We start from the raw sequence: 21,694 nt of genomic DNA, 5'->3' as shown, positions 1-21,694 counted from the left end.
ATAAATTTTGGTAGATTTAATGCAAATTTTATACGATCGAATATTATTATGGATAATATTTGGTTTAATTACAATCGGTTTTATAATGGTATTTTCTGCATCAATACCTATTGGACAACGTTTAATGGAAGATCCATTTTATTTTATTAAACGTGATATTTTATATATTATATTTTCTTTATTATTTTCATTAATTATAATACAAATACCAATGATTATATGGGAAAAATATAGTTCTATTTTTTTTATATTTTCTTTAATAATGTTAATTTTTGTATTATTTGTAGGTGAATCTATAAATGGTGCAGCACGTTGAATTGATATAGGAATAATAAAAATTCAACCCGCTGAATTTTCAAAACTTACATTGTTTTGTTATTTTTCGAGTTATTTAAATCGTAAATCAAATGAAATTAATACAAAATTATTTTGTTTTATAAAATCTATATTTATTTTAATAATAACATCAACACTTTTATTTATACAACCTGATTTAGGAACAGTAATTATATTAGTTGTAACAACTCTTGGATTATTATTTTTAGCTGGAGTACAGTTATGTCCATTAATTATTAGTATATCAATTATTATATTTGGTATATTTTTATTAATTTTGTTTGAACCATATCGTTGGAATCGTATAATATCTTTTTTAAATCCATGGAAAGATCCATTCAATACTGGATACCAATTAACGCAATCATTAATGGCTTTTGGTCGTGGTAAATTATTTGGTCAAGGATTAGGTAATTCTATTCAAAAATTAGAATATTTACCTGAAGCGCATACAGATTTTATATTTTCAGTTTTAGCTGAAGAATTAGGTTTTTTAGGTGTATTATTAATTTTAATAATGTTATTCGTTTTATCATTTAAAGCAATGATAATTGGTAAAAATGCATTAATGTTAAAAAAAACATTTAATGGTTATTTTGCATATTCTATTGCTATTTGGTTTATTTTTCAATCACTTATAAATATAGGTGCAACATCAGGTATTTTACCTACGAAAGGATTAACATTACCTTTAATAAGTTATGGTGGATCTAGTTTTTTGATTATGCTTATAACAATGTCTTTATTATTGCGAATTGATTTTGAAACGCGTCTTAAAAAAACAATAATTTATAAGGATTTATAAATGAATCAAACAAAAAAATTATTAATTATAGCTGGTGGTAGTGGCGGGCATGTATTTCCAGGTTTATCTATAGCACATCATTTAAAAAGTAAAAATTGGAAAATTCATTGGTTAGGAACATCTGATCATATAGAATCTGTATTAGTACCAAAAAATGGTATTAATATTGACTTTATTAATATATCAAGTTTTAGAAATAAAACTTTTAAAGTTATAATTAAATTCCCTTGAAATATTTATAAAGCAATACAACAAGCAAAAAAAATTATAAAACAATATAAACCAAATATAGCATTAGGTATGGGTGGATATGTATCAGGACCTGGTATTATTGCAGCATGGCAATGCGGTATACCTATAATTTTACATGAACAAAATGGAATAGCTGGTTTAACAAATAAAATTTTATCATATATAACTAAAAATATATTGCAAGCATCACCAGGAGCGTTTAAAAATGCTCATGTAGTTGGTAATCCTATTCGTAAAGAAATTTTAAATATACCTTCACCTGAAGAAAGAATGTTAAAAAGAAATGGTGCAATACGAATATTAGTTTTAGGTGGCAGTCAAGGTGCTGATATTTTAAATCAAACTATTCCAACAATTGTTTCAAAAATAAAAAAACAATTAATTATTTTACATCAATCTGGAAAAGGAAATAAAGAAAAAACGAAAATTTTGTATAAAAATCAAAATTCTAATAATTTTAAATATAAAATTATTGAATTTATTGAAAATATAGATCAAGCTTATGCTTGAGCAGATATTGTTATTTGTAGATCTGGAGCATTAACTGTTAGTGAAATTGCGTCTGTTGGGTTACCTGCTATTTTTATCCCATATCCACATAAAGATCATCAACAATATTGGAATGCTATACCTTTAGAAAAAGCTGGAGCAGCAAAAATTTTGCATCAACAATTATTCACATCTGATGCTGTTGCAAAATTATTAAATATATTAGATAGAAAAAAATTATTATTAATGGCAAAAAATGCTCATAATTGTGCAATTAATAATGCTACAAATAATATTTCAAAAATAATTTGCAAAATAGCTAATAAACAAATTATATAAATATTTATTTATTTTTATATAAAATTATAAATAATAAAATAAATATAAAAACAAATAATAAAAATCAAAAAAATAATAATAAAAAAATGAAAAAAATAAAACATATCCATTTTATCGGAATAGGTGGAGTAGGTATGGGTGGTATTGCTAAAATTTTATTAAATGAAGGATATGATATAAGTGGGTCTGATTTAATAAAAAATGCAGTTACTAAAACATTAATTAAATTAGGAGCTACTATTTATTTTAAACATAATGCTGAAAATATAAAAAATGCTAATGCAGTTGTTTTTTCTGCTGCTATTTTAAATAATAATCCAGAAATAAAAAACGCAAAAAAATTAGGAATTCCTTTAATTTCTAGAGCGGAAATGTTAAACGAATTAATGCGTTATCGCCATGGTATAGCTATTGCAGGAACTCATGGAAAAAGCACAACAACAGCAATGATTTCAGAAATTTATATGCAAGCTAATTTAGATCCAACATTTATTAATGGTTGTTTAACAAAAACAGAAGAAATTTATGCTCGTCTTGGAAATAGTAATTATTTTATTACTGAAGCAGATGAAAGTGACGCATCATTATTACATTTAAGACCATTAGTTGCAGTAGTTACTAATATTGAATCAGATCATATGGATACATACCATGGAAATTTCAATAAATTAATTAATACGTTTATTAATTTTTTACATAATTTACCATTTTATGGACGTGTAATAATGTGTATTGATGATCCAATAATCAGAAAAATATTACCAAAAATCAATAGATATGTAATTACTTATGGATTTAGTTGTGATGCAGATTTACGTATAATTAAATATAAACAAAAAGAAAAACAATGTTTTTTTTCTATCAAACGAAAAAACTTACCAGAACTAACCATTGTTTTAAATATTCCAGGTGTACATAATGCGTTAAATGCAACAGCGGCTATTGCTGTTGCAATAGAAGATGGAATTAATGATAATCATATTTTATCTTCATTAATAAAATTTTGTGGAACAAAACGTCGTTTTGATTTTTTTAAATATTACTTAATAAATAATATAAATAATAAAAAAAAAGAGATAACTTTATTAGATGATTATGGTCATCATCCAACCGAAATAAAAGCAACAATTACAACAGCAAGAACATCATGGCCTAATAAACGTATTATAATGATTTTTCAACCTCATAGATATACAAGAACTCGTGATTTATATGATAATTTTGTTAATGTATTAGAACATGTAGATGTGTTATTAATACTAGATATTTATTCTGCAGGTGAAAAACAAATTCAAGGTATTGATAGTTCATCTTTATGTAAAACAATTCGTAATCGTAAGCAAATAGATCCTATCTATATATCAAATCCTAAACAAATTCCTTGTTTTTTATCAAAAATTATTAAAGAAAATGATTTAATAATAATTCAAGGAGCCGGGGATATTGATAAAATAGTTAAAATTTTATTAAAAACTAAATTATATACATCAATTAATTAGGAATATTAATATGATAGAAAAAATTGCTGTTTTATTTGGAGGAACATCTGCAGAACGTAAAATATCAATTAAATCAGGTAATTCAATATTAAAAACTCTTCATGAAATAGGAATAAATGCATATCCTATTGATACTAAATATTTTCCTTTAATAACCCTTAAACGCAAAGGTTTTAATAAAGTATTTATTGCTCTTCATGGAAAAGAAGGTGAAGATGGCACAATTCAAGGAATGTTAGAAATTCTTAAAATTCCTTATACAGGAAGCAATGTTATATCATCAGCTATTGGTATGAATAAATTAAAATGTAAACAAATATGGAAAGGTGCTGGGCTTAATACAGCTCCATTTTTTGTTATAACAAAAAATGAATATAAAACAATACCTTTAACAAAATTTTTTGAACATATAAATTTTATAGGTTTACCAATAGTCATAAAACCAAATACTGGAGGTTCAAGTATAGGAGCAATTAAAATAAATAATATGAATTCATTAATCCCAACTTTTGAAAAAGCTTTTTATTTTGATAATACATTATTAATTGAAAAATGGTTATGTGGTCCTGAATATACTGTTGCAATATTAAATGATATTATTTTACCTTCAATTCGTATTGAAACACAAAATAATTTTTTTGATTATAATGCAAAATATAAAAGTAATAAAACTAAATATTTTTGTCCTAGTGGTTTAACAGAAATATTAGATAAAAAATTAACAAATCTTGCAATGAATGCCTATAAAACTATAGGTTGTTCTGGTTGTGCCAGAATAGATATATTACAAGACGATAATGAAGAATTTTATTTATTGGAAATAAATACTTCACCAGGAATGACAAATCATAGTTTAGTACCAATAGCTGCTCGTCAAGCTGGTTTAAGTTTTTCTCAATTAGTTTTATATATTTTAAAACTGGCTACTTTACATGCTACACCAAGATTTAATAAACCGAAAATCTCGAAATAAAAACAAAAAAAATTTTTATAAAATTTTATGTGGAATATTTTATAGTTTTTTAATATTAATAACTTTTTGTTTTTTTACTTGTGTATATAAAATATTAATGAAAGATATAAATTGTCTTATTATATCAAAATTATTATTAACTGGTAATTTTCATTATACAAAAAATGATGATATAAAAAAAATAGTTTTATCATTAAAACATCAAAAAACCTTTATGAATATAAATCTTAATAATATTAAAGATAAAATTGTTTTAATTCCATGGATAAAACAAACAACAGTACGAAAAGAATGGCCTAATAAATTAAAAATTAATATTATTGAATATGTTCCATTTGCTAAATGGAATAATCAAAATATGATAGACGAAAATGGACAAATATTTAAAATACCAAATATTAAAACTAATAAAGAAAATTATGTTTTACTTTATGGTCCAATTGGAACTCAAAAAAATGTTTTATTAAAATATAATTTTTTATCTAAAATTTTTTTAAAACATAATTTAAAATTAAAATCATTTACAATATCATCGAGATATGCATGGCAAATTGTTTTAAACAATAATATTAGAATAGAATTAGGTAAAAACAATTTATCAGAACGTTTAAATAGATTTTTTGAAATTTATCCTTTATTACAAAAAATAAAAGACAAACAAGTAGACTATATCGATCTTCGTTATCCTAATGGGGTTTCTGTAGGATGGCGTTTTATATGGTCTGAATCATCAAGTTTTAATAAAAATATAAATATAAATTTTAGTTGAGTATAGATAAATGTCAAAAATAACAGTTAATAAATTAGTAGTAGGACTTGAAATTGGAACTTCTAAAGTATCAACTCTTGTTGGAGAAATTTTATCAGATAATATGATAAATATCATAGGAGTCGGTAATTGTCCGTCTAATGGAATGGATAAAGGAGGCGTAAATAATCTTGAATCTGTTATAAAATGTGTACAAAGAGCTATTGAACAAGCTGAGATAATGGCTAATTGTCAAATCTCTTCAGTTTATCTTGCTTTATCTGGTAAACATATTAATTGTCAAAATGAAATAGGAATAGTTCCTATTTCAGAAGAAGAAGTTACACAAGAAGACATAGATAGTGTCATTCATACAGCAAAATCTGTAAAAATATGTGACGAATATAAAATTTTGCATGTTATACCACAAGAATTTGCAATTGATTATCAAGAAGGAATAAAAAACCCACTGGGGTTATCAGGTATCAGAATGCAAGCTAAAGTACATTTAATTGTTTGTCATAACGATACAGCAAAAAATATTATTAAAGTTGTTGATCGATGTGGTTTAAAAGTAGATCAACTTATTTTTTCAGGTTTAGCATCAAGTTATAGTGTATTAACCGAAGATGAACGAGAATTAGGTATATGTGTTGTTGATATTGGCGGTGGTACAATGGACTTAGCAATTTATACTGGAGGTGCTTTACGACATACCAAAGTTATACCATATGCAGGCAATGTAGTTACTAGTGATATTGCATATGCTTTTGGTTCTCCTCCAGCAGATGCTGAAGCAATAAAAATACGACATGGGTGTGCATTTGCTTCTATTATAAATAAAGATGAAATGATAGAAATAGCAAGCGTTGGTGGTAGACCTATAAGAAAAGTTAAACGACAAACTTTAGCAGAAGTTATTGAACCACGTTATATAGAATTATTTTATTTAATAAACGAAGAAATTTTGAATCTGCAAGAACGATTAAAACAAGAATCTATAAAACATCATTTAGCTGCTGGTATAGTATTAACTGGTGGTGCTGTGCAAATTGATGGTATAATTGAATGTGCACAAAAAGTTTTTAATACTCAAGTTAGAATCGGGATTCCAATTAATATTACAGGATTGACCGACTATGTACAAAAACCATATTTTTCTACATCAGTAGGGCTGTTACATTATGGTAAAGAAACTCATCTTAATAATATTTTTGAATTAGAAAAAAAAACATCAATTAATAATAAATTTACAAAAATACTTAATTGGTTTAAAAAAGAATTTTAATTTTTTATTAAGTATATTATAAATTTTTTAAATAGCAAGTAAAACGGAGAAATATTATGTTTGAACCAATGGAGTTAACAAAAGATGCAATAATTAAAGTTATAGGTGTTGGCGGTGGCGGTGGGAATGCAGTTGAACATATGGTACGTGAACATATAGAAGGTATAGAGTTTTTTGCTATTAACACAGATGCTCAAGCATTGCGCAAAACTACAATAGGACAAACAATTCAAATAGGTGCAAATATAACAAAAGGTTTGGGTGCTGGTGCAAATCCAGAAGTTGGACGAAATGCTGCCGAAGAAGATCGTGAAATCTTATATAATACACTAAATGGAGCAGATATGGTTTTTATCGCAGCTGGGATGGGTGGCGGTACTGGTACTGGTGCAGCGCCAGTTGTAGCTGAAATTGCTAAAGAATTAGGAATTCTAACAGTTGCAGTTGTAACTAAACCTTTTAATTTCGAAGGTAAAAAACGAATGGCTTTTGCAGAAGTTGGTATTACAGAATTATCTAAACATGTCGATTCATTAATAACAATACCAAATGATAAACTATTAAAAGTTTTAGGAAAAGGTATTTCTTTACTAGATGCTTTCGGAGCAGTAAACAACATTCTTAAAGGAGCTGTACAAGGAATCGCTGAATTAATTACTAGACCTGGATTAATGAATGTAGATTTTGCTGATGTTCGTACAGTTATGTCAGAAATGGGTTACGCAATGATGGGTTCTGGTGTTGCAAAAAACGAAGATAGAGCTGAAGAAGCTGCAGAAATGGCTATTTCTAGTCCGTTACTTGAAGATATTGATTTATCTGGTGCACGTGGTGTTTTAGTAAATATAACAGCTGGGTTTGATTTACGTTTAGATGAATTTGAAACTGTTGGAAATACAATACGTGCGTTCGCATCAGATAATGCAACTGTAGTAATTGGTACTTCTCTTGATCCAGAAATGAACGAAGAATTACGAGTAACAGTTGTTGCTACTGGGATCGGAATGGATAAACATTCAGAAATAACTTTAATTAATAATAAAATTTCTTCAAAAACATCTATAAAACAACGTTACCAACAAATACAAAACAATATATCAAAATCAATAGAAGAAAAAAAAATATCTAAAAATATTAATGAACAACAAATAAACAAAGAACCAGATTATCTAGATATTCCTACTTTTTTACGAAAACAAATTGATTAATTAATAAAATATTTATTAATTAAACTTGATCATAATTAATAAATTTTAATAAAATGAGATAACATAATGATCAAACAAAAAACAGTAAAACGTATAATTAAAACTACTGGAATCGGGTTACATACAGGAAAAAAAGTAACATTGACATTGTATCCTGCACTAGAAAATACAAAAATAATTTACCGTCGTACTGACGTTGTTCCTATAGTTAACTTTCAAACTGATGTAAAATCGGTATCTAATACTATGCTATGTACTTGTTTATCTAATAGAGATAATATATGCGTGTCAACTGTTGAACATTTAAATGCTGCCTTAGTTGGATTAGGTATTGATAATGTTATTGTTGAAATTAATTCACCAGAAATTCCTATTATGGATGGCAGTGCAGAACCATTTATTTTCTTATTACTTTCTAGTGGGATAAAAGAATTAAATAGTGCAAAAAAATTTTTACTTATAAAAGAATTAGTTCGTGTAGAAGATGGTGATAAATGGGCAGAAATAAAACCTTATAATGGTTTTAGCTTAGATTTTACTATTGATTTTAACCATCCATTAATTAACATTGAAACACAACGTTATAAAATTGATTTTTCAACAAAATCTTTTATTAATCAAATTAGTAGTGCACGAACTTTTTGTTTTATGCGAGATATTGAAATTTTAAAATCAAAAGGATTATGTTTAGGAGGCAGTTTTGATTGTGCAATAGTTATTGATGATTATAAAATTCTAAACAAAGATGGATTACGTTTCAAAGATGAATTAGTTCGTCATAAAATACTTGATGCTATTGGTGATTTATTTGTATGCGGGCATAATATTATCGGAGCTTTTTCTGCTTATAAATCAGGTCATTATTTAAATAATAAATTATTAAAAACAATTCTTAATAACGAATCAGCTTGGGATTTAGTTACATTTGAAAATGAATCTGAATTACCTATATCATTTAAATTTTACGATAAATAAAAAAATTATTTAATTTTTTTTAAAAAATATTTTATCCATACTATGCGAAGCTAATTTTTCTAAACTTTTTTTTAATTTTTCAGAACTTTTTTGAGATAATATTAAAAGTTCATTTGCTGTTTTTTTACTAATTTGTCTTCTATATTTTTCTATTTTTCGATTAAAAAAAATATTTTGATTATTATTAAGATAATTTTGTTTATTTTTTTGAACTAAATTAGGATTTATTTTAATTATAATCAATGATAAAGTTGGTAGAATGTTTTTTTTTAATTTAAAAAATATTTTTCTTTTTTCATAATTAAATCTAGTTAATAGATTAGCATTTGACACTTCAATAAATATAGTATTATTACGATAATTCGCAACACGATAAAACGACTTCATTTCAGTAGGAAAAAATTCATTTAAAATATTATTTAATTTGATAATAATTTTAACATTACGCTGAATATATTGTAATATATTTGAATCTTTTACATGTTTTTTAAAAAAGTCTAAAAAAACATATGGATGATTGTTTTTCATTTTTTTATATGTTAATAATTTTATTATTTTATTATATATTTAAAAATTATTTTTAATATATAAATTAATAATAATTTTATTTTTTTATTTATTATACAAATAAACCTTAAAAGTATTAATTAATTTATGATATATTTATTAAAAATTTTTTAATTTTTTAATTTTTTAATTTTTTTATAAAAAATAATTTTTTTTAAAAATTAAAAAACATAAATATATTAACATAATGAAATCTAATTGTATAATTTATAAAAATTAATATTTAATTTAGTTTTGGATTAAAATATGCTTACAAAAATATTAACAAAAATTTTTGGTAGTCGTAATGAACGTATCATAGATAGATTATTTAAAGAAGTTGAAAAAATAAATAAATTTGAATTAGATTTTGAAAAATTATCTGATTATGAACTAAAATCAAAGACAAATTACTTCCGTAATCTTATAGATAAAGGTGAAAACATTGAAAAATTTATACCTGAAGTATTTACAACAGTCAGGGAAGTAAGTAAACGTGTTTTTGGAATGCGTCATTTTGATGTACAATTAATTGGTGGAATGGTATTAAATGAAGGTTGTATAGCTGAAATGCGTACAGGAGAAGGAAAAACATTAACTTCAACATTACCAGCATATATTAATGCATTAAGTAGAAAAGGAGTTCATATTGTAACTGTAAATGATTATTTAGCAAAACGAGATGCTAAAAATAATAGAAAATTATTTGAATTTTTAGGATTAACGGTAGGAGTTACTCTGCCAGGTATGTCTCAAACAGAAAAACGTAAAGCATATGCAGCAGATATTACATATGGAACAAATAACGAATTCGGTTTTGATTATTTACGTGATAATATGGTTTTTGATTCCAAAGAACGTGTGCAACGTAATTTAAATTATGCATTAATAGATGAAGTTGATTCAATACTTATTGATGAAGCACGTACACCATTAATTATTTCTGGACCTACTGAAGACACTTCAGAATTATATATAAAAATAGATAAAATAATTCCTTATTTAAAACGTCAAGAAAAAGAAGATTCTGATTTTTTTCAAGGAAAAGGACATTTTTCTATTGATGAAAAATTACGTCAAATTACACTAACTGAACGTGGACTTATTCTTATTGAAAATTTATTAATAAAAGAAAAACTAATGAAAGAAGGAGAATCATTATATTCTTCATCAAACATTATTTTAATGCATCATGTAATGGCAGGGTTACGTGCACATACATTATTTACTGTTAATGTTGATTATATTGTAAAAAATAAACAAATAATTATTGTAGATGAACATACTGGACGTACAATGGAAGGTAGACGTTGGTCAGATGGATTACATCAAGCTATAGAAGCTAAAGAACATGTTGATATTCAAAATGAAAATCAAACATTAGCTTCTATTACATTTCAAAATTATTTTCGTTTATATAAAAAATTAGCTGGAATGACTGGAACTGCTGATACAGAAGCATTTGAATTTAGTTCAATTTATAAACTTGATACAATAGTAATTCCAACTAATAAACCAATGATTAGAAATGATTTACCTGATTTAGTTTATATGACAGAAAAAGAGAAAATTTCATCAATTATTAATGATATAAAAAAAAGAATATCAAATAACCAGCCAGTTTTAGTTGGTACAATTTCAATTGAAAAATCAGAACTAATTTCTAATGCATTAAAAAAAGAAAAAATTTTACATAATGTTTTAAACGCAAAATTTCATGCAACGGAAGCTGATATAATTGCTAATGCAGGTCAAGCAGGAGTTGTAACTATAGCAACAAATATGGCTGGTAGAGGTACAGATATAATATTAGGTGGAAATTGGCAAAATGAAATTGATGCAATAGAAAAACCTACGCAAAAACAAATTTTACAAATAAAAAAACAATGGGAAATCCGTCATAAAAACGTAATTTCATCTGGCGGTTTACATGTAATAGGTACAGAACGACACGAATCTAGACGAATTGATAATCAATTACGTGGTAGATCAGGAAGACAAGGTGATCCTGGGTCATCTAGATTCTATTTATCATTAGAAGATTCTTTAATGAGAATTTTTGCTTCTAATCGTATTACCTCAATCATGAAAAAATTAGGTATGAAACAAGGAGAAGCAATAGAACATCGTTGGGTTACTAAAGCAATAGAAAATGCTCAAAGAAAAGTTGAAAATCGTAATTTTGATATTCGAAAACAATTACTTGAATACGATGATGTTTCAAACGATCAAAGACGTGTTATCTATAAACAACGTAATGAATTACTTAATGGAAATGATATAAAAGAAACAATTAATAATATTTATGAAAATATATTTACTAAAATAATAAATTGTTATATTCCACATCAATCTGCAAAAGAATCATGGGATATTAACGCATTAGAAAAGCGTTTAATTGATGATTTTAATATAAAATTATCAATTAAAAATTTAATACATAAAAATTCAATTATAAAAAAAGAAAAACTACATGAATATATTATAAAAAAAATCAATGATTTTTATGAATATAAAGAAAAAGTTATTGGTGCTAAAATAATGCGTGATTTTGAAAAAAATATTATGTTACAAACATTAGATTTATTATGGAAAGAACATTTGGCATCAATTGACTATCTTCGTCAAGGAATTCATTTACGAGGATATGCACAAAAAGATCCTAAACAAGAATATAAACGAGAATCTTTTAATATGTTTGAAAACATGCTTGAATCATTAAAATATGATGTTGTTAGCACATTATTTAAAACAGAATTTAATTTTTTTAAAAATATAAAAGAATTAGAACATTTTAAAAATATAAAATTTTTAATAAAAAAACAACAATCAAATTTAACATTTTCATTAAATAATTCTAAAACAAAAAAAATAAATAAAAAAAATAAAATTAGTAGAAATGAAATATGCCCATGTAATTCCGGTAAAAAATATAAACATTGTCATGGTCGATCAATTTAGTTATTTTATTTTTCAATTTTTTTAACTATTTTTTTTCAGTTATCCATCCAACCAAATCAATTAATTTACAACGGTTACTACAAAATGGTCTAAATAAACTATTTTTATTCCAAATAACATTTTTTTTACAAATAGGACAATTAACATTTATATAATTATTCATATTATAACCTAGTATATTAATATTAATTAATTTATAAAATACAAATATTTTTTAAATATTTTTTTAAGATAAATTTAAATTATATTTAAATTGTTAAATAACTAAAAATATATTTATTTAAATAATTTTTTTAAAATATTTTAGTATTAAAAATAATTAAAAATATTACATTTTTAATTTTAAATATTTTTCATGAAGTATTTTAACTTTATTTTTAAGATTTCCATCATTTGTATGATTAGTAATTATATCATCAGCATGATATATACGTTTCTTTCTATTTACTTGTGTTTTTAATATATTATTTACATCTTTTTTAGTTATTTTATCTCTTTTAATTACTCGTGAAATTTGTTCATTTTTTGTAGCATCAACAACAAGAATTCGATTAGCAATATTAAAAATATTTTTTTCAATTAACAAAGGAACAACCCATAAAACATATGAATATTTTATTTTTTGTATTTGTTTTTCTGTTTCTTTTTGAATTAAATTAAACAATTGTGATTCAAGCCATTTTTTTTCTCTTATATTAGAAAAGATAATTTTTCTTAATTTATTTCTATCAATACAATTTTTATTGTTTACAATATCTTTACCAAAATGATGTATTATACGTTTATATACTATAGTATTTGATTCAATAATTTTACGAGATATTATATCAGCATCAATTATTGGAACGCCAAGTTTGAAAAATTCGTTCGATATTGTAGTTTTACCACTTCCAATACCACCTGTTAATGCGATTACATATGCCATAATTTTATTTTAAAAAATTAGAATACACTATAAAATATTTAATATTTAAGAAATAATTATATAAAATTTAATTAAAATAAATATATATTTATAAATTTTATATATAGTATACAATTGTTTTAATATATTTTGTAAAATATCTAAAAAAATGAATAATCTATTAAATAAAATAACATATTAAACATAATAAAAAAATAAAAACATAGAAAAATATTAACTAAATTATAATATTTATTGAAAAAATATATAATTTGTTTATATTTATTTGATAAATATATTATATCTAAAAGTAATATTTTACTTTTAATAAATTAAATATATTTAATGAGGTTTTATTAAAATGTGTATAAAAAAAATAAATACACTACAAACAAAAGAAAATCTACTTAAAAAACTAATAACTGATATCCCAACTATAGTTAGTATAAGTTTAAAAGAAGATTTAAATTATATAATTAACTATAAACAAGATATTACTAGTCAATTAATTAATAAAAATTTAAAAATAACTGCTAAAATAATCACAAGAGAATCTTGCATTTTTTGCGGAAAAAAATGGGTTGATGAAGTTTTTTTTCAACTTGGTAATAAAGTTAAAATTAATTGGTTTGTAGAAGATGGTGATTTCCTTGATAAAAATCAAACTATTTGTAATATGATCGGAGATTCTCATATTTTATTAGCAGGAGAACGTACTTCTTTAAACTTTATACAAACTCTTTCATCTATTTCAACAATTACAGCAAAATATGTAAAACAACTTGAAGGAACAAAAACAAAATTATTAGATACACGAAAAACTATTCCAGGATTAAGAACAGCATCAAAATATGCAGTTTTAATTGGCGGCGGTTTTAATCATAGATTTGGATTAACAGATTTATATTTAATAAAAGAAAATCATATTTTTTTAGCTGGTTCAATTGAAAAAATTATAAAACATGTTAAAAATTTTAATAATAACATTCATATCGAAATAGAAGTAAAAAATTTAGAAGAATTATTACAAGCTATAAATTTAGATATAAAATTTATTATGTTAGATAATTTTTCATCAATAATGATAAAAAAAGCTGTTGATATAACTAATGGTAAAGCATTCTTAGAAGCTTCTGGAAATATAACAATTAAAAATATAAAAGAAATAGCAAAAATAGGAGTTGATTTTATTTCTACCGGGGCTTTAACTAAAAACATTAAAGCAATTGATTTATCAATGCTTTTTAATTAAAAATAATATTTATAAATAAATTTTAACTATAACATAAATAATTTATTTGTAAAATACAATGATTTAAATAATTTAAATATATAAAAAAATTGAATATGTATTAATAAATAATTAATAAAACTAAGGAAAATACCGTGTCAGATATAAAAAATGACGTGGATCCAATTGAAACATTTGAATGGTTACAAGCAATAAAATCACTTATTCATAAAGAAGGTATTACCAGAACTAAATTTATTATTAAACAAATAATAAACGAAGCTCAAAAAAATGGTGTTGATATTAACAATATTAAATCTTCAAATTATATTAATACAATCCAAGTAGAAGATGAGCCTGTTTATCCTGGAAATATAAATTTAGAACAACGAATACTTTCTGCGATCAGATGGAACGCAGTTATTATTGTTTTACGTGCTTCTAAAAAAAATTTAGATCTTGGAGGTCATATAGCCTCTTATCAATCATCAGCTATTTTATACGAAGTTTGCTTTAATCATTTTTTTCGTGGTCAAAATAGCAAAGATGGTGGAGATCTTGTTTTTTTTCAAGGTCATATTTCTCCAGGAATATATGCTCGCGCGTTTTTAGAAGGACGTTTAACAAAAGAACAAATGAATAATTTTCGACAAGAAATTAATGGTAATGGTTTATGTTCATACCCACATCCAAAATTAATGCCAAATTTTTGGCAATTTCCTACTGTATCAATGGGTCTAGGTCCAATAAATGCAATTTATCAAGCTAAATTTTTAAAATATCTCGAAAATAGAGGTATAAAAAATACATCAACTAAAAGAGTTTACGCTTTTTTAGGTGATGGGGAAATGGATGAACCTGAATCTAAAGGTGCTATTACTATCGCGACAAGAGATAAATTAGATAATTTAGTATTCATAATTAATTGTAATTTACAACGTTTAGATGGACCAGTAATAGGCAATGGTAAAATTATTAATGAATTAGAAAAAATATTTATTGGTGCTGAATGGCAAGTAATAAAAGTTATATGGGGGGATAAATGGGATGTATTATTACACAAAGATAATAGCGGTAAACTTATCAAATTATTAAATGAAACTCTTGATGGTGATTATCAAACACTTAAATCACGTAATGGTGCTTATATTCGAAAATATTTTTTCAACAAATATCCAGAAACTGCTTTTTTAGTAAAAGACATGACTGACGACGAAATTTGGGAACTTAATCATGGCGGTCATGATCATAAAAAAATTTATGCTGCTTTAAAAAAAGCAGAAAAAACAAAAAATAAACCTACTGTTATTTTAGTGCAAACAATTAAAGGATACGGTATGGGAAAAACAATGGAATGTAAAAATATTGCTCATCAAGTAAAAAAAATAAATATCGATAGTTTACATTATTTTAAAAAACAATTAGATATTACAATTTCTAATGAAAATATTGAAAATTTAGAATATATAACATTCGAAAAAAATTCAGAAGAATATAAATATTTACATGAAAGACGTAAATCATTAGGTGGATTTTTACCAATTCGTAGTTCTGTATTTGATGAAAAACTTAATATTCCAACTTTATTAGAATTTAGCAAACTTTTAGAAAAACAACATAAAGAAATATCGACAACAATAGCATTTTTACGTATATTAAATATAATGTTAAAAAATAAATCTATAAAAGAACGTATAGTTCCAATAGTTGCTGATGAGGCACGTACTTTTGGTATGGAAGGATTATTTAGACAAATAGGTATTTATAATCCTAATGGGCAACAATATACCCCTCAAGACAGCGAAATAATCTCTTATTATAAAGAAGATTGCAAAGGTCAAATTTTACAAGAAGGTATTAATGAATTAGGTGCTGCTTCATCATGGTTAGCTGCTGCTACATCATATAGTACAAATAATTTACCAATGATACCATTTTATATTTATTATTCTATTTTTGGTTTTCAACGAATTGGGGATTTATTGTGGGCATCAGGAGATCAACAAGCTCGCGGGTTTTTAATTGGTGCTACTTCAGGAAGAACAACATTAAATGGTGAAGGATTACAACATGAAGATGGACATAGTCATATTCAATCATTAACAATTCCGAATTGCATTTCTTATGACCCAGCTTATGCATATGAAGTTGCTGTTATTATACAAGACGGGTTGAATCGCATGTATGGTAAAAATCAAGAAAATATTTTTTATTACATAACAACATTTAATGAAAATTATCATATGCATGCAATGCCAAATAATGTTGAAGAAGGTATACGTAAAGGAATATATAAATTAACCTCAATTGATGGAAATAAAGCTAAAATTCAATTATTAGGTTCTGGTTCAATGATGCGTCATGTATGTAATGCAGCAAATATATTATCTTGTGAATACGATATTGCATCAGATGTATATAGTGTAACTTCATTTACTGAATTAGCACGTGATGGTCAAGATTGTAAACGTTGGAATATGTTACATCCATTAAAAAAACAACGAATTCCATATATTTCTCAAATAATAAATGAATATCCAATAGTAGCTTCAACAGATTACATGAAACTTTTTGCAGAACAAATTCGTGCATATTTGCCAAAAAATGACTATCACGTACTTGGAACTGATGGTTTTGGACGTTCTGATAGCCGTAAAAATTTACGTTATTATTTTGAAATAGATGAAACATATATAATTGTTGCATCATTAAACGAATTAGCAAAACGTGGTGAAATAAACATACAAATTGTAGAAGATGCAATAAAAAAATATAATATTGATCCAAATAAAATTAACCCGCGTTTAGCATAATAGGTGATAATTAATGTTTACTGAAATATGTATTCCTGATATCGGTTCTGACGAAGTTGAGGTTACTGAAATTATGGTAAATATAGGAGATTCAGTTGTTACTGAACAATCTATTATTACTGTTGAAAGCGATAAAACATTAATAGAAATACCTTCTCCTTTTTCTGGAACAGTAAAAGAAATTAAAATTTCAATTGGTGATAAAATTAAAACTGGATTTGTAATTATGGTTTTTGATACTATAGATTCATCACAAAAAACGAAAACATTAGAAAATTTATCAAAATCACAAATACCTTGTACAAAAAAATATACCAAAAATAATTTAAATGTTCACGCAACACCAATAATAAGACGATTAGCTCGCGAATTCGACATTAATTTAGCTAATATTAATGGTACTGGTCGTAAAAATCGTATTTTACGTGAAGATATTCAAACTTATATAAAACAAGCAATTAAATTTATAGAAAATAATACCTTAAATAATTCTATTATATCTAACATATGTACACAAAGTTCAAAACATAATAATATTAAAAACAATGAAATTCAAGAAATAAAAATAGGACGTATTCAGAAAATTTCTAATAAAAATATCACTAATAATTGGATGACTATTCCTCATGTAACTTTAATAGAAGATATTGATATAACTGAACTTGAAAAATTTCGTAAAAATCAAAATAAAAAATTAGAAAAAAAACATGATAAAATAAAAATCACTATATTAAGTTTTATAATAAAAGCAGTTGCTCATGCACTTGAAAAAAATCCAAAAATAAATAGTTCAATTTCAAAAGATGGAAATAAATTATTTTTAAAAAAATATATTAATATTGGTATTGCAGTTGATACATTTAATGGACTTTTAGTACCTATTATAAAAAATCCTAATAAAAAAGGTATTATAGAAATATCTAATGAACTTATTGATATTTCTAATAAAGCTAAATCTGAAAAACTTATACCATCTGATATGCAAAATGGATGTATTACAATTTCTAATTTAGGTACTATAGGAACTACTGCATTTACACCAATTATAAATGGACAAGAAACAGCAATAATAGGTATATCACGTTCATCAATAAAAGCTGTTTGGGATGAAAATAAATTTATTCCTAGAAACATATTACCTATATCGTTATCATTTGATCATCGTATTATAGATGGTGCGGACGGAGCTCGTTTTTTAATTACTATTAAAAAAATAATAAATGATATTAGATATTTAATAATGTAATATATTAAAGTTTTTAGTAAAAACAATAATTATTATATTAATAATACATGCATAAATAAATTTAAAAAAATAATTTTTATATAAAAATAATAATGGTGTTTTATTATGAATAAAGAATTAAAAACTCAAGTAGTAGTATTAGGAGCAGGTCCTTCTGGATATTCAGCAGCATTTAGATGTGCAGATTTAGGTTTACAAACTTTTTTAATAGAATCATCATCTACTTTAGGAGGAGTTTGTTTAAATACTGGTTGTATACCATCTAAAACTTTATTGCATGTTACTAAAATAATTAAAGAAGTTAAAGAATTAATTAAAAGTGGTATTATTTTAAATGAACCAAAATATGACATTAATAAAATTCGTATTTTAAAAGAAAAAATTATTAATAAATTAACTAATAATTTAAGTTATATGGCAAAAAATCGTAATGTAAAAATTATTAAAGGTTTTGGTAAATTTAATAATTCAAAACAATTAATTATTAATGAAGAAAATAATAATACAATAGTTAATTTTGATAATGCTATTATTGCTGCAGGTTCTAGTCCAATCAGATTGCCATTTATGCCTAAAGATCATCGTATTTGGGACTCTACAGATGCTTTAGAATTAAAAGAAATTCCAAAGCGAATGTTAATTATAGGAGGTGGAATTATCGGTTTAGAAATGGGAAGTGTATATTATGAACTTGGAAGTAAAATAGATATAGTTGAAATGTCTGATCAAATAATCCCAAATGCCGATAAAGATATAATAAAAGTATTTACAAAACAAATAAATAAACAAGTTAAATTATTATTAGAAACAAAAATAACATCAGTTGAAGCAAAAAAAGATGGAATTTATGTTTCTATAGAAAATAAAAATTCAATTTTACAAAAAGAACGTTATGATATTGTTTTAGTAGCAATAGGACGAGAACCAAATGGTAAAAAAATAAATGCAGATAAAGCTGGTATTAAAGTTAATGAAAATGGGTTTATATATGTAGATAAACAAATGCGTACAAATATTGAAAATATTTTTGCCATAGGTGATATTACAGGACAACCTATGTTAGCCCATAAAGGGATTCATGAATCTCATATTGCAGCAGAAGTTATATGTAATTTAAAACATTATTTTGATCCAAAGGTTATCCCATCAATTGCATATACTTATCCTGAAATAGCATGGATTGGATTAACTGAAAAAGAAGCAAAAAAACAAAATATTGAATATGATGTCTCAATTTTTCCTTGGAATGCATCTGGAAGAGCAATTACTTCTGGTTATACAGAAGGATTAACTAAACTTATTTTTGATAAAAATTCAAATCAAATAATAGGAGGAGCAGTTGTTGGGGTCAATGGTAGTGAATTGCTTGGAGAAATAGGTTTAGCAATTGAAATGGGATGTGATGCAGAAGATATATCTTTAACTATTCATGGACATCCAACTTTATATGAAACAATTTGTATGGCTGCTAAAATTCATGAAGGTACTATTACTGATTTACAAAATATAAAACTTAAAAAATAATTTATTTATTTATTTTAAAAAAAACTATAAAACTAAAAGCATTATTACACAATACAATGTAATTGTGCTTTTAATTAATTTAATTTTAATAATTAAACTAATTCATTTTTTTAATAAAAAAATTTAAAAAATAATATAGATTAATATTTTTATAAATATATATAAATATTATTTTTTAAATATATTTTTAATATATATTTATATATTATTATTATTTAATAAATTAAATACTTTTTAAGTTAATAAAACTAAATAATATTTTTATATAATTTTAAATGTCTAAAATTATATAAAAATATTATAAAAAATAATTTTAAAAAATTAAAAAAATTTATGTTTAATATTTAAATTTAAAACATAAATTTTTTTATTTAAAATTTTAATATATATAAAATTATAATATTATAAATAAAAATAATTAATTTTTAATTAATATAATAATAAAAATATCTAAAAAACCATATAAAATCAAGGTATTTATGATTTATATTACAAATATACTAAATAAAATAACTAATCTAATATTAATAAATCAAGAATTATTAACTAATTATATTATTAACATAATATTTGCATTAATAATATTTTTTATAGGAATAATAATTACAAAATTTATAGAACATTGGATACAAAATATAATGATAATAAAAAATATTGATACCACAATTAATTATTTATTATCCACAATCTTTCGTTATATATTAATTACTTTTACTTTAATTATTGTATTAAATAAAATTGGTATAAAAACAGCTCCTATTATTGCAATAATAGGTACTATAGGATTAGCGTTTGGATTAGCAATACAAAATTCATTAAAAAATTTTATATCTGGAATTTTATTAATAATATTAAGACCATTAAAAGTTGGAGAACATGTAATTATTTGTTCAATAGAAGGGTATGTAAAAAAAATTCAATTTTTTTTTACTATAATAAAAACTATTGAAAATAGTATAGCAATCATTCCAAATGATAAAATCATAAACAACAATATTATTAATTTAACTAATAAAAAAAATATACAACAAAATATAATAATTAGTGTAGATCACAATTCTAATATTAATACAACAAAAGAAATTTTATATAAAATTCTTAAAGACGAAAATCGTATTCAACAAAATAATGGTATGTTTATTCGTTTATATAAAATATCTCCTTATTCTTTAGACTACATAATTAATTTTTGAACTACAAATAATGATGCTTGGCCAGTATATTTAGACTTATTAAAAAACTTAAAACAAAAATTATATAACAGCAACATAAATATTATATCTCAAGAAATATGTTAATTTTTTTAAAGATAAATTTTAAATATTTTAAAATTTATTTTAAAATTTAAATATATATTTTATCTGATTTTTATATATAAATATCAAAAATATCATATTTAAAATATTAAATATAATATTTTATACTTAATAATAATATTTTAGATTTAATCTAAAATAGTTAAAATTAATATTTTTAAAATATAAAACAAATTATTATTTTTTTATTATTAATTTTTTATTAAAAAATAAAAAAACAAAATATTCATTTTTAATTAAA

General features: G+C 23.6%; 16 protein-coding genes and 2 pseudogenes. 15 read left to right on the top strand and 3 right to left on the bottom strand.

The genetic code is table 4. The features are described 5' to 3' along the window. The first annotated feature begins 19 nt into the window (after nt 1-19). The 8 genes from ftsW (at nt 20) to lpxC (ending at nt 8,912) form a co-directional block, all read left to right on the top strand. Complete coding sequence (ftsW, locus tag AAGD61_RS01505; protein ID WP_341765263.1) at nt 20-1,141, top strand: cell division protein FtsW; 1,122 nt, start codon at nt 20-22, stop codon at nt 1,139-1,141. Continuing rightward, nucleotides 1,142-2,221, top strand: a complete 1,080-nt coding sequence (murG, locus tag AAGD61_RS01500; RefSeq protein WP_341765262.1) for an undecaprenyldiphospho-muramoylpentapeptide beta-N-acetylglucosaminyltransferase — start codon at nt 1,142-1,144, stop codon at nt 2,219-2,221. A gap of 86 nt (nt 2,222-2,307) precedes the next feature. Next, on the top strand, nt 2,308-3,720 hold the full coding sequence (gene murC / locus AAGD61_RS01495; protein ID WP_341765261.1) for a UDP-N-acetylmuramate--L-alanine ligase: 1,413 nt from the start codon (nt 2,308-2,310) through the stop codon (nt 3,718-3,720). A 10-nt stretch (nt 3,721-3,730) separates the two neighbouring features. Beyond that, on the top strand, nt 3,731-4,693 hold the full coding sequence (locus tag AAGD61_RS01490) for a D-alanine--D-alanine ligase (RefSeq protein ID WP_341765260.1): 963 nt from the start codon (nt 3,731-3,733) through the stop codon (nt 4,691-4,693). Between the two features lie 97 nt (nt 4,694-4,790). After that, nucleotides 4,791-5,468 carry a cell division protein FtsQ/DivIB gene (locus AAGD61_RS01485; RefSeq protein ID WP_341765259.1) on the top strand — a complete coding sequence of 226 codons (678 nt, stop codon included), beginning with the start codon at nt 4,791-4,793 and terminating at the stop codon, nt 5,466-5,468. Between the two features lie 4 nt (nt 5,469-5,472). Further along, a complete protein-coding gene (gene ftsA / locus AAGD61_RS01480; RefSeq protein WP_341765258.1) occupies nt 5,473-6,729 on the top strand; it encodes a cell division protein FtsA in 1,257 nt (418 codons plus the stop codon). Between the two features lie 56 nt (nt 6,730-6,785). Further along, nucleotides 6,786-7,937 carry a cell division protein FtsZ gene (gene ftsZ, locus AAGD61_RS01475; RefSeq protein ID WP_341765257.1) on the top strand — a complete coding sequence of 384 codons (1,152 nt, stop codon included), beginning with the start codon at nt 6,786-6,788 and terminating at the stop codon, nt 7,935-7,937. 66 nt (nt 7,938-8,003) lie between these two features. Then, the gene (gene lpxC / locus AAGD61_RS01470; protein ID WP_341765256.1) at nt 8,004-8,912 is read left to right on the top strand and encodes a UDP-3-O-acyl-N-acetylglucosamine deacetylase; all 909 of its coding nucleotides are present in this window, start codon (nt 8,004-8,006) and stop codon (nt 8,910-8,912) included. A 9-nt stretch (nt 8,913-8,921) separates the two neighbouring features. On the opposite strand, the gene AAGD61_RS01465 is transcribed toward lpxC, so the two are convergent. Beyond that, nucleotides 8,922-9,440, bottom strand: coding sequence for a DUF721 domain-containing protein (locus AAGD61_RS01465; protein ID WP_341765255.1), 519 nt, complete (start codon nt 9,438-9,440; stop codon nt 8,922-8,924). A gap of 285 nt (nt 9,441-9,725) precedes the next feature. Here AAGD61_RS01465 and secA point away from each other — a divergent pair, with 285 nt between their 5' ends. Next, nucleotides 9,726-12,419, top strand: a complete 2,694-nt coding sequence (gene secA, locus AAGD61_RS01460) for a preprotein translocase subunit SecA (RefSeq protein ID WP_341765254.1) — start codon at nt 9,726-9,728, stop codon at nt 12,417-12,419. A 25-nt stretch (nt 12,420-12,444) separates the two neighbouring features. On the opposite strand, the gene yacG is transcribed toward secA, so the two are convergent. Then, nucleotides 12,445-12,582, bottom strand: a complete 138-nt coding sequence (yacG, locus tag AAGD61_RS01455; protein ID WP_431307850.1) for a DNA gyrase inhibitor YacG — start codon at nt 12,580-12,582, stop codon at nt 12,445-12,447. 165 nt (nt 12,583-12,747) lie between these two features. Next, nucleotides 12,748-13,344, bottom strand: coding sequence for a dephospho-CoA kinase (gene coaE, locus AAGD61_RS01450; RefSeq protein WP_341765253.1), 597 nt, complete (start codon nt 13,342-13,344; stop codon nt 12,748-12,750). A gap of 340 nt (nt 13,345-13,684) precedes the next feature. Between coaE and nadC the strand changes: the two genes are divergently transcribed. The 6 genes and pseudogenes from nadC (at nt 13,685) to AAGD61_RS01425 (ending at nt 21,435) form a co-directional block, all read left to right on the top strand. Beyond that, a complete protein-coding gene (nadC, locus tag AAGD61_RS01445) occupies nt 13,685-14,575 on the top strand; it encodes a carboxylating nicotinate-nucleotide diphosphorylase (RefSeq protein WP_341765252.1) in 891 nt (296 codons plus the stop codon). A gap of 134 nt (nt 14,576-14,709) precedes the next feature. After that, a complete protein-coding gene (gene aceE / locus AAGD61_RS01440) occupies nt 14,710-17,367 on the top strand; it encodes a pyruvate dehydrogenase (acetyl-transferring), homodimeric type (protein ID WP_341765251.1) in 2,658 nt (885 codons plus the stop codon). A 13-nt stretch (nt 17,368-17,380) separates the two neighbouring features. Then, nucleotides 17,381-17,755: pseudogene (locus AAGD61_RS03280) on the top strand (biotin/lipoyl-containing protein); the annotation flags it as partial. A gap of 150 nt (nt 17,756-17,905) precedes the next feature. Further along, nucleotides 17,906-18,613, top strand: a pseudogene (locus AAGD61_RS03275) (2-oxo acid dehydrogenase subunit E2); the annotation flags it as partial. Nucleotides 18,614-18,715: 102 nt separating this feature from the next. Next, entirely contained in the window at nt 18,716-20,137 is a 1,422-nt protein-coding gene (gene lpdA, locus AAGD61_RS01430; protein WP_341765296.1) for a dihydrolipoyl dehydrogenase, read from the top strand. Between the two features lie 479 nt (nt 20,138-20,616). Next, the gene (locus tag AAGD61_RS01425; RefSeq protein WP_341765249.1) at nt 20,617-21,435 is read left to right on the top strand and encodes a mechanosensitive ion channel domain-containing protein; all 819 of its coding nucleotides are present in this window, start codon (nt 20,617-20,619) and stop codon (nt 21,433-21,435) included. Nucleotides 21,436-21,694 lie beyond the last annotated feature (259 nt).

This window comes from Candidatus Providencia siddallii (genome assembly GCF_964026685.1).
Lineage (GTDB): Bacteria > Pseudomonadota > Gammaproteobacteria > Enterobacterales > Enterobacteriaceae > Providencia_A > Providencia_A siddallii_A.
Note: the sequence above shows the minus strand (reverse complement) of the source record. Positions and strands in the feature narration are given on the sequence as shown.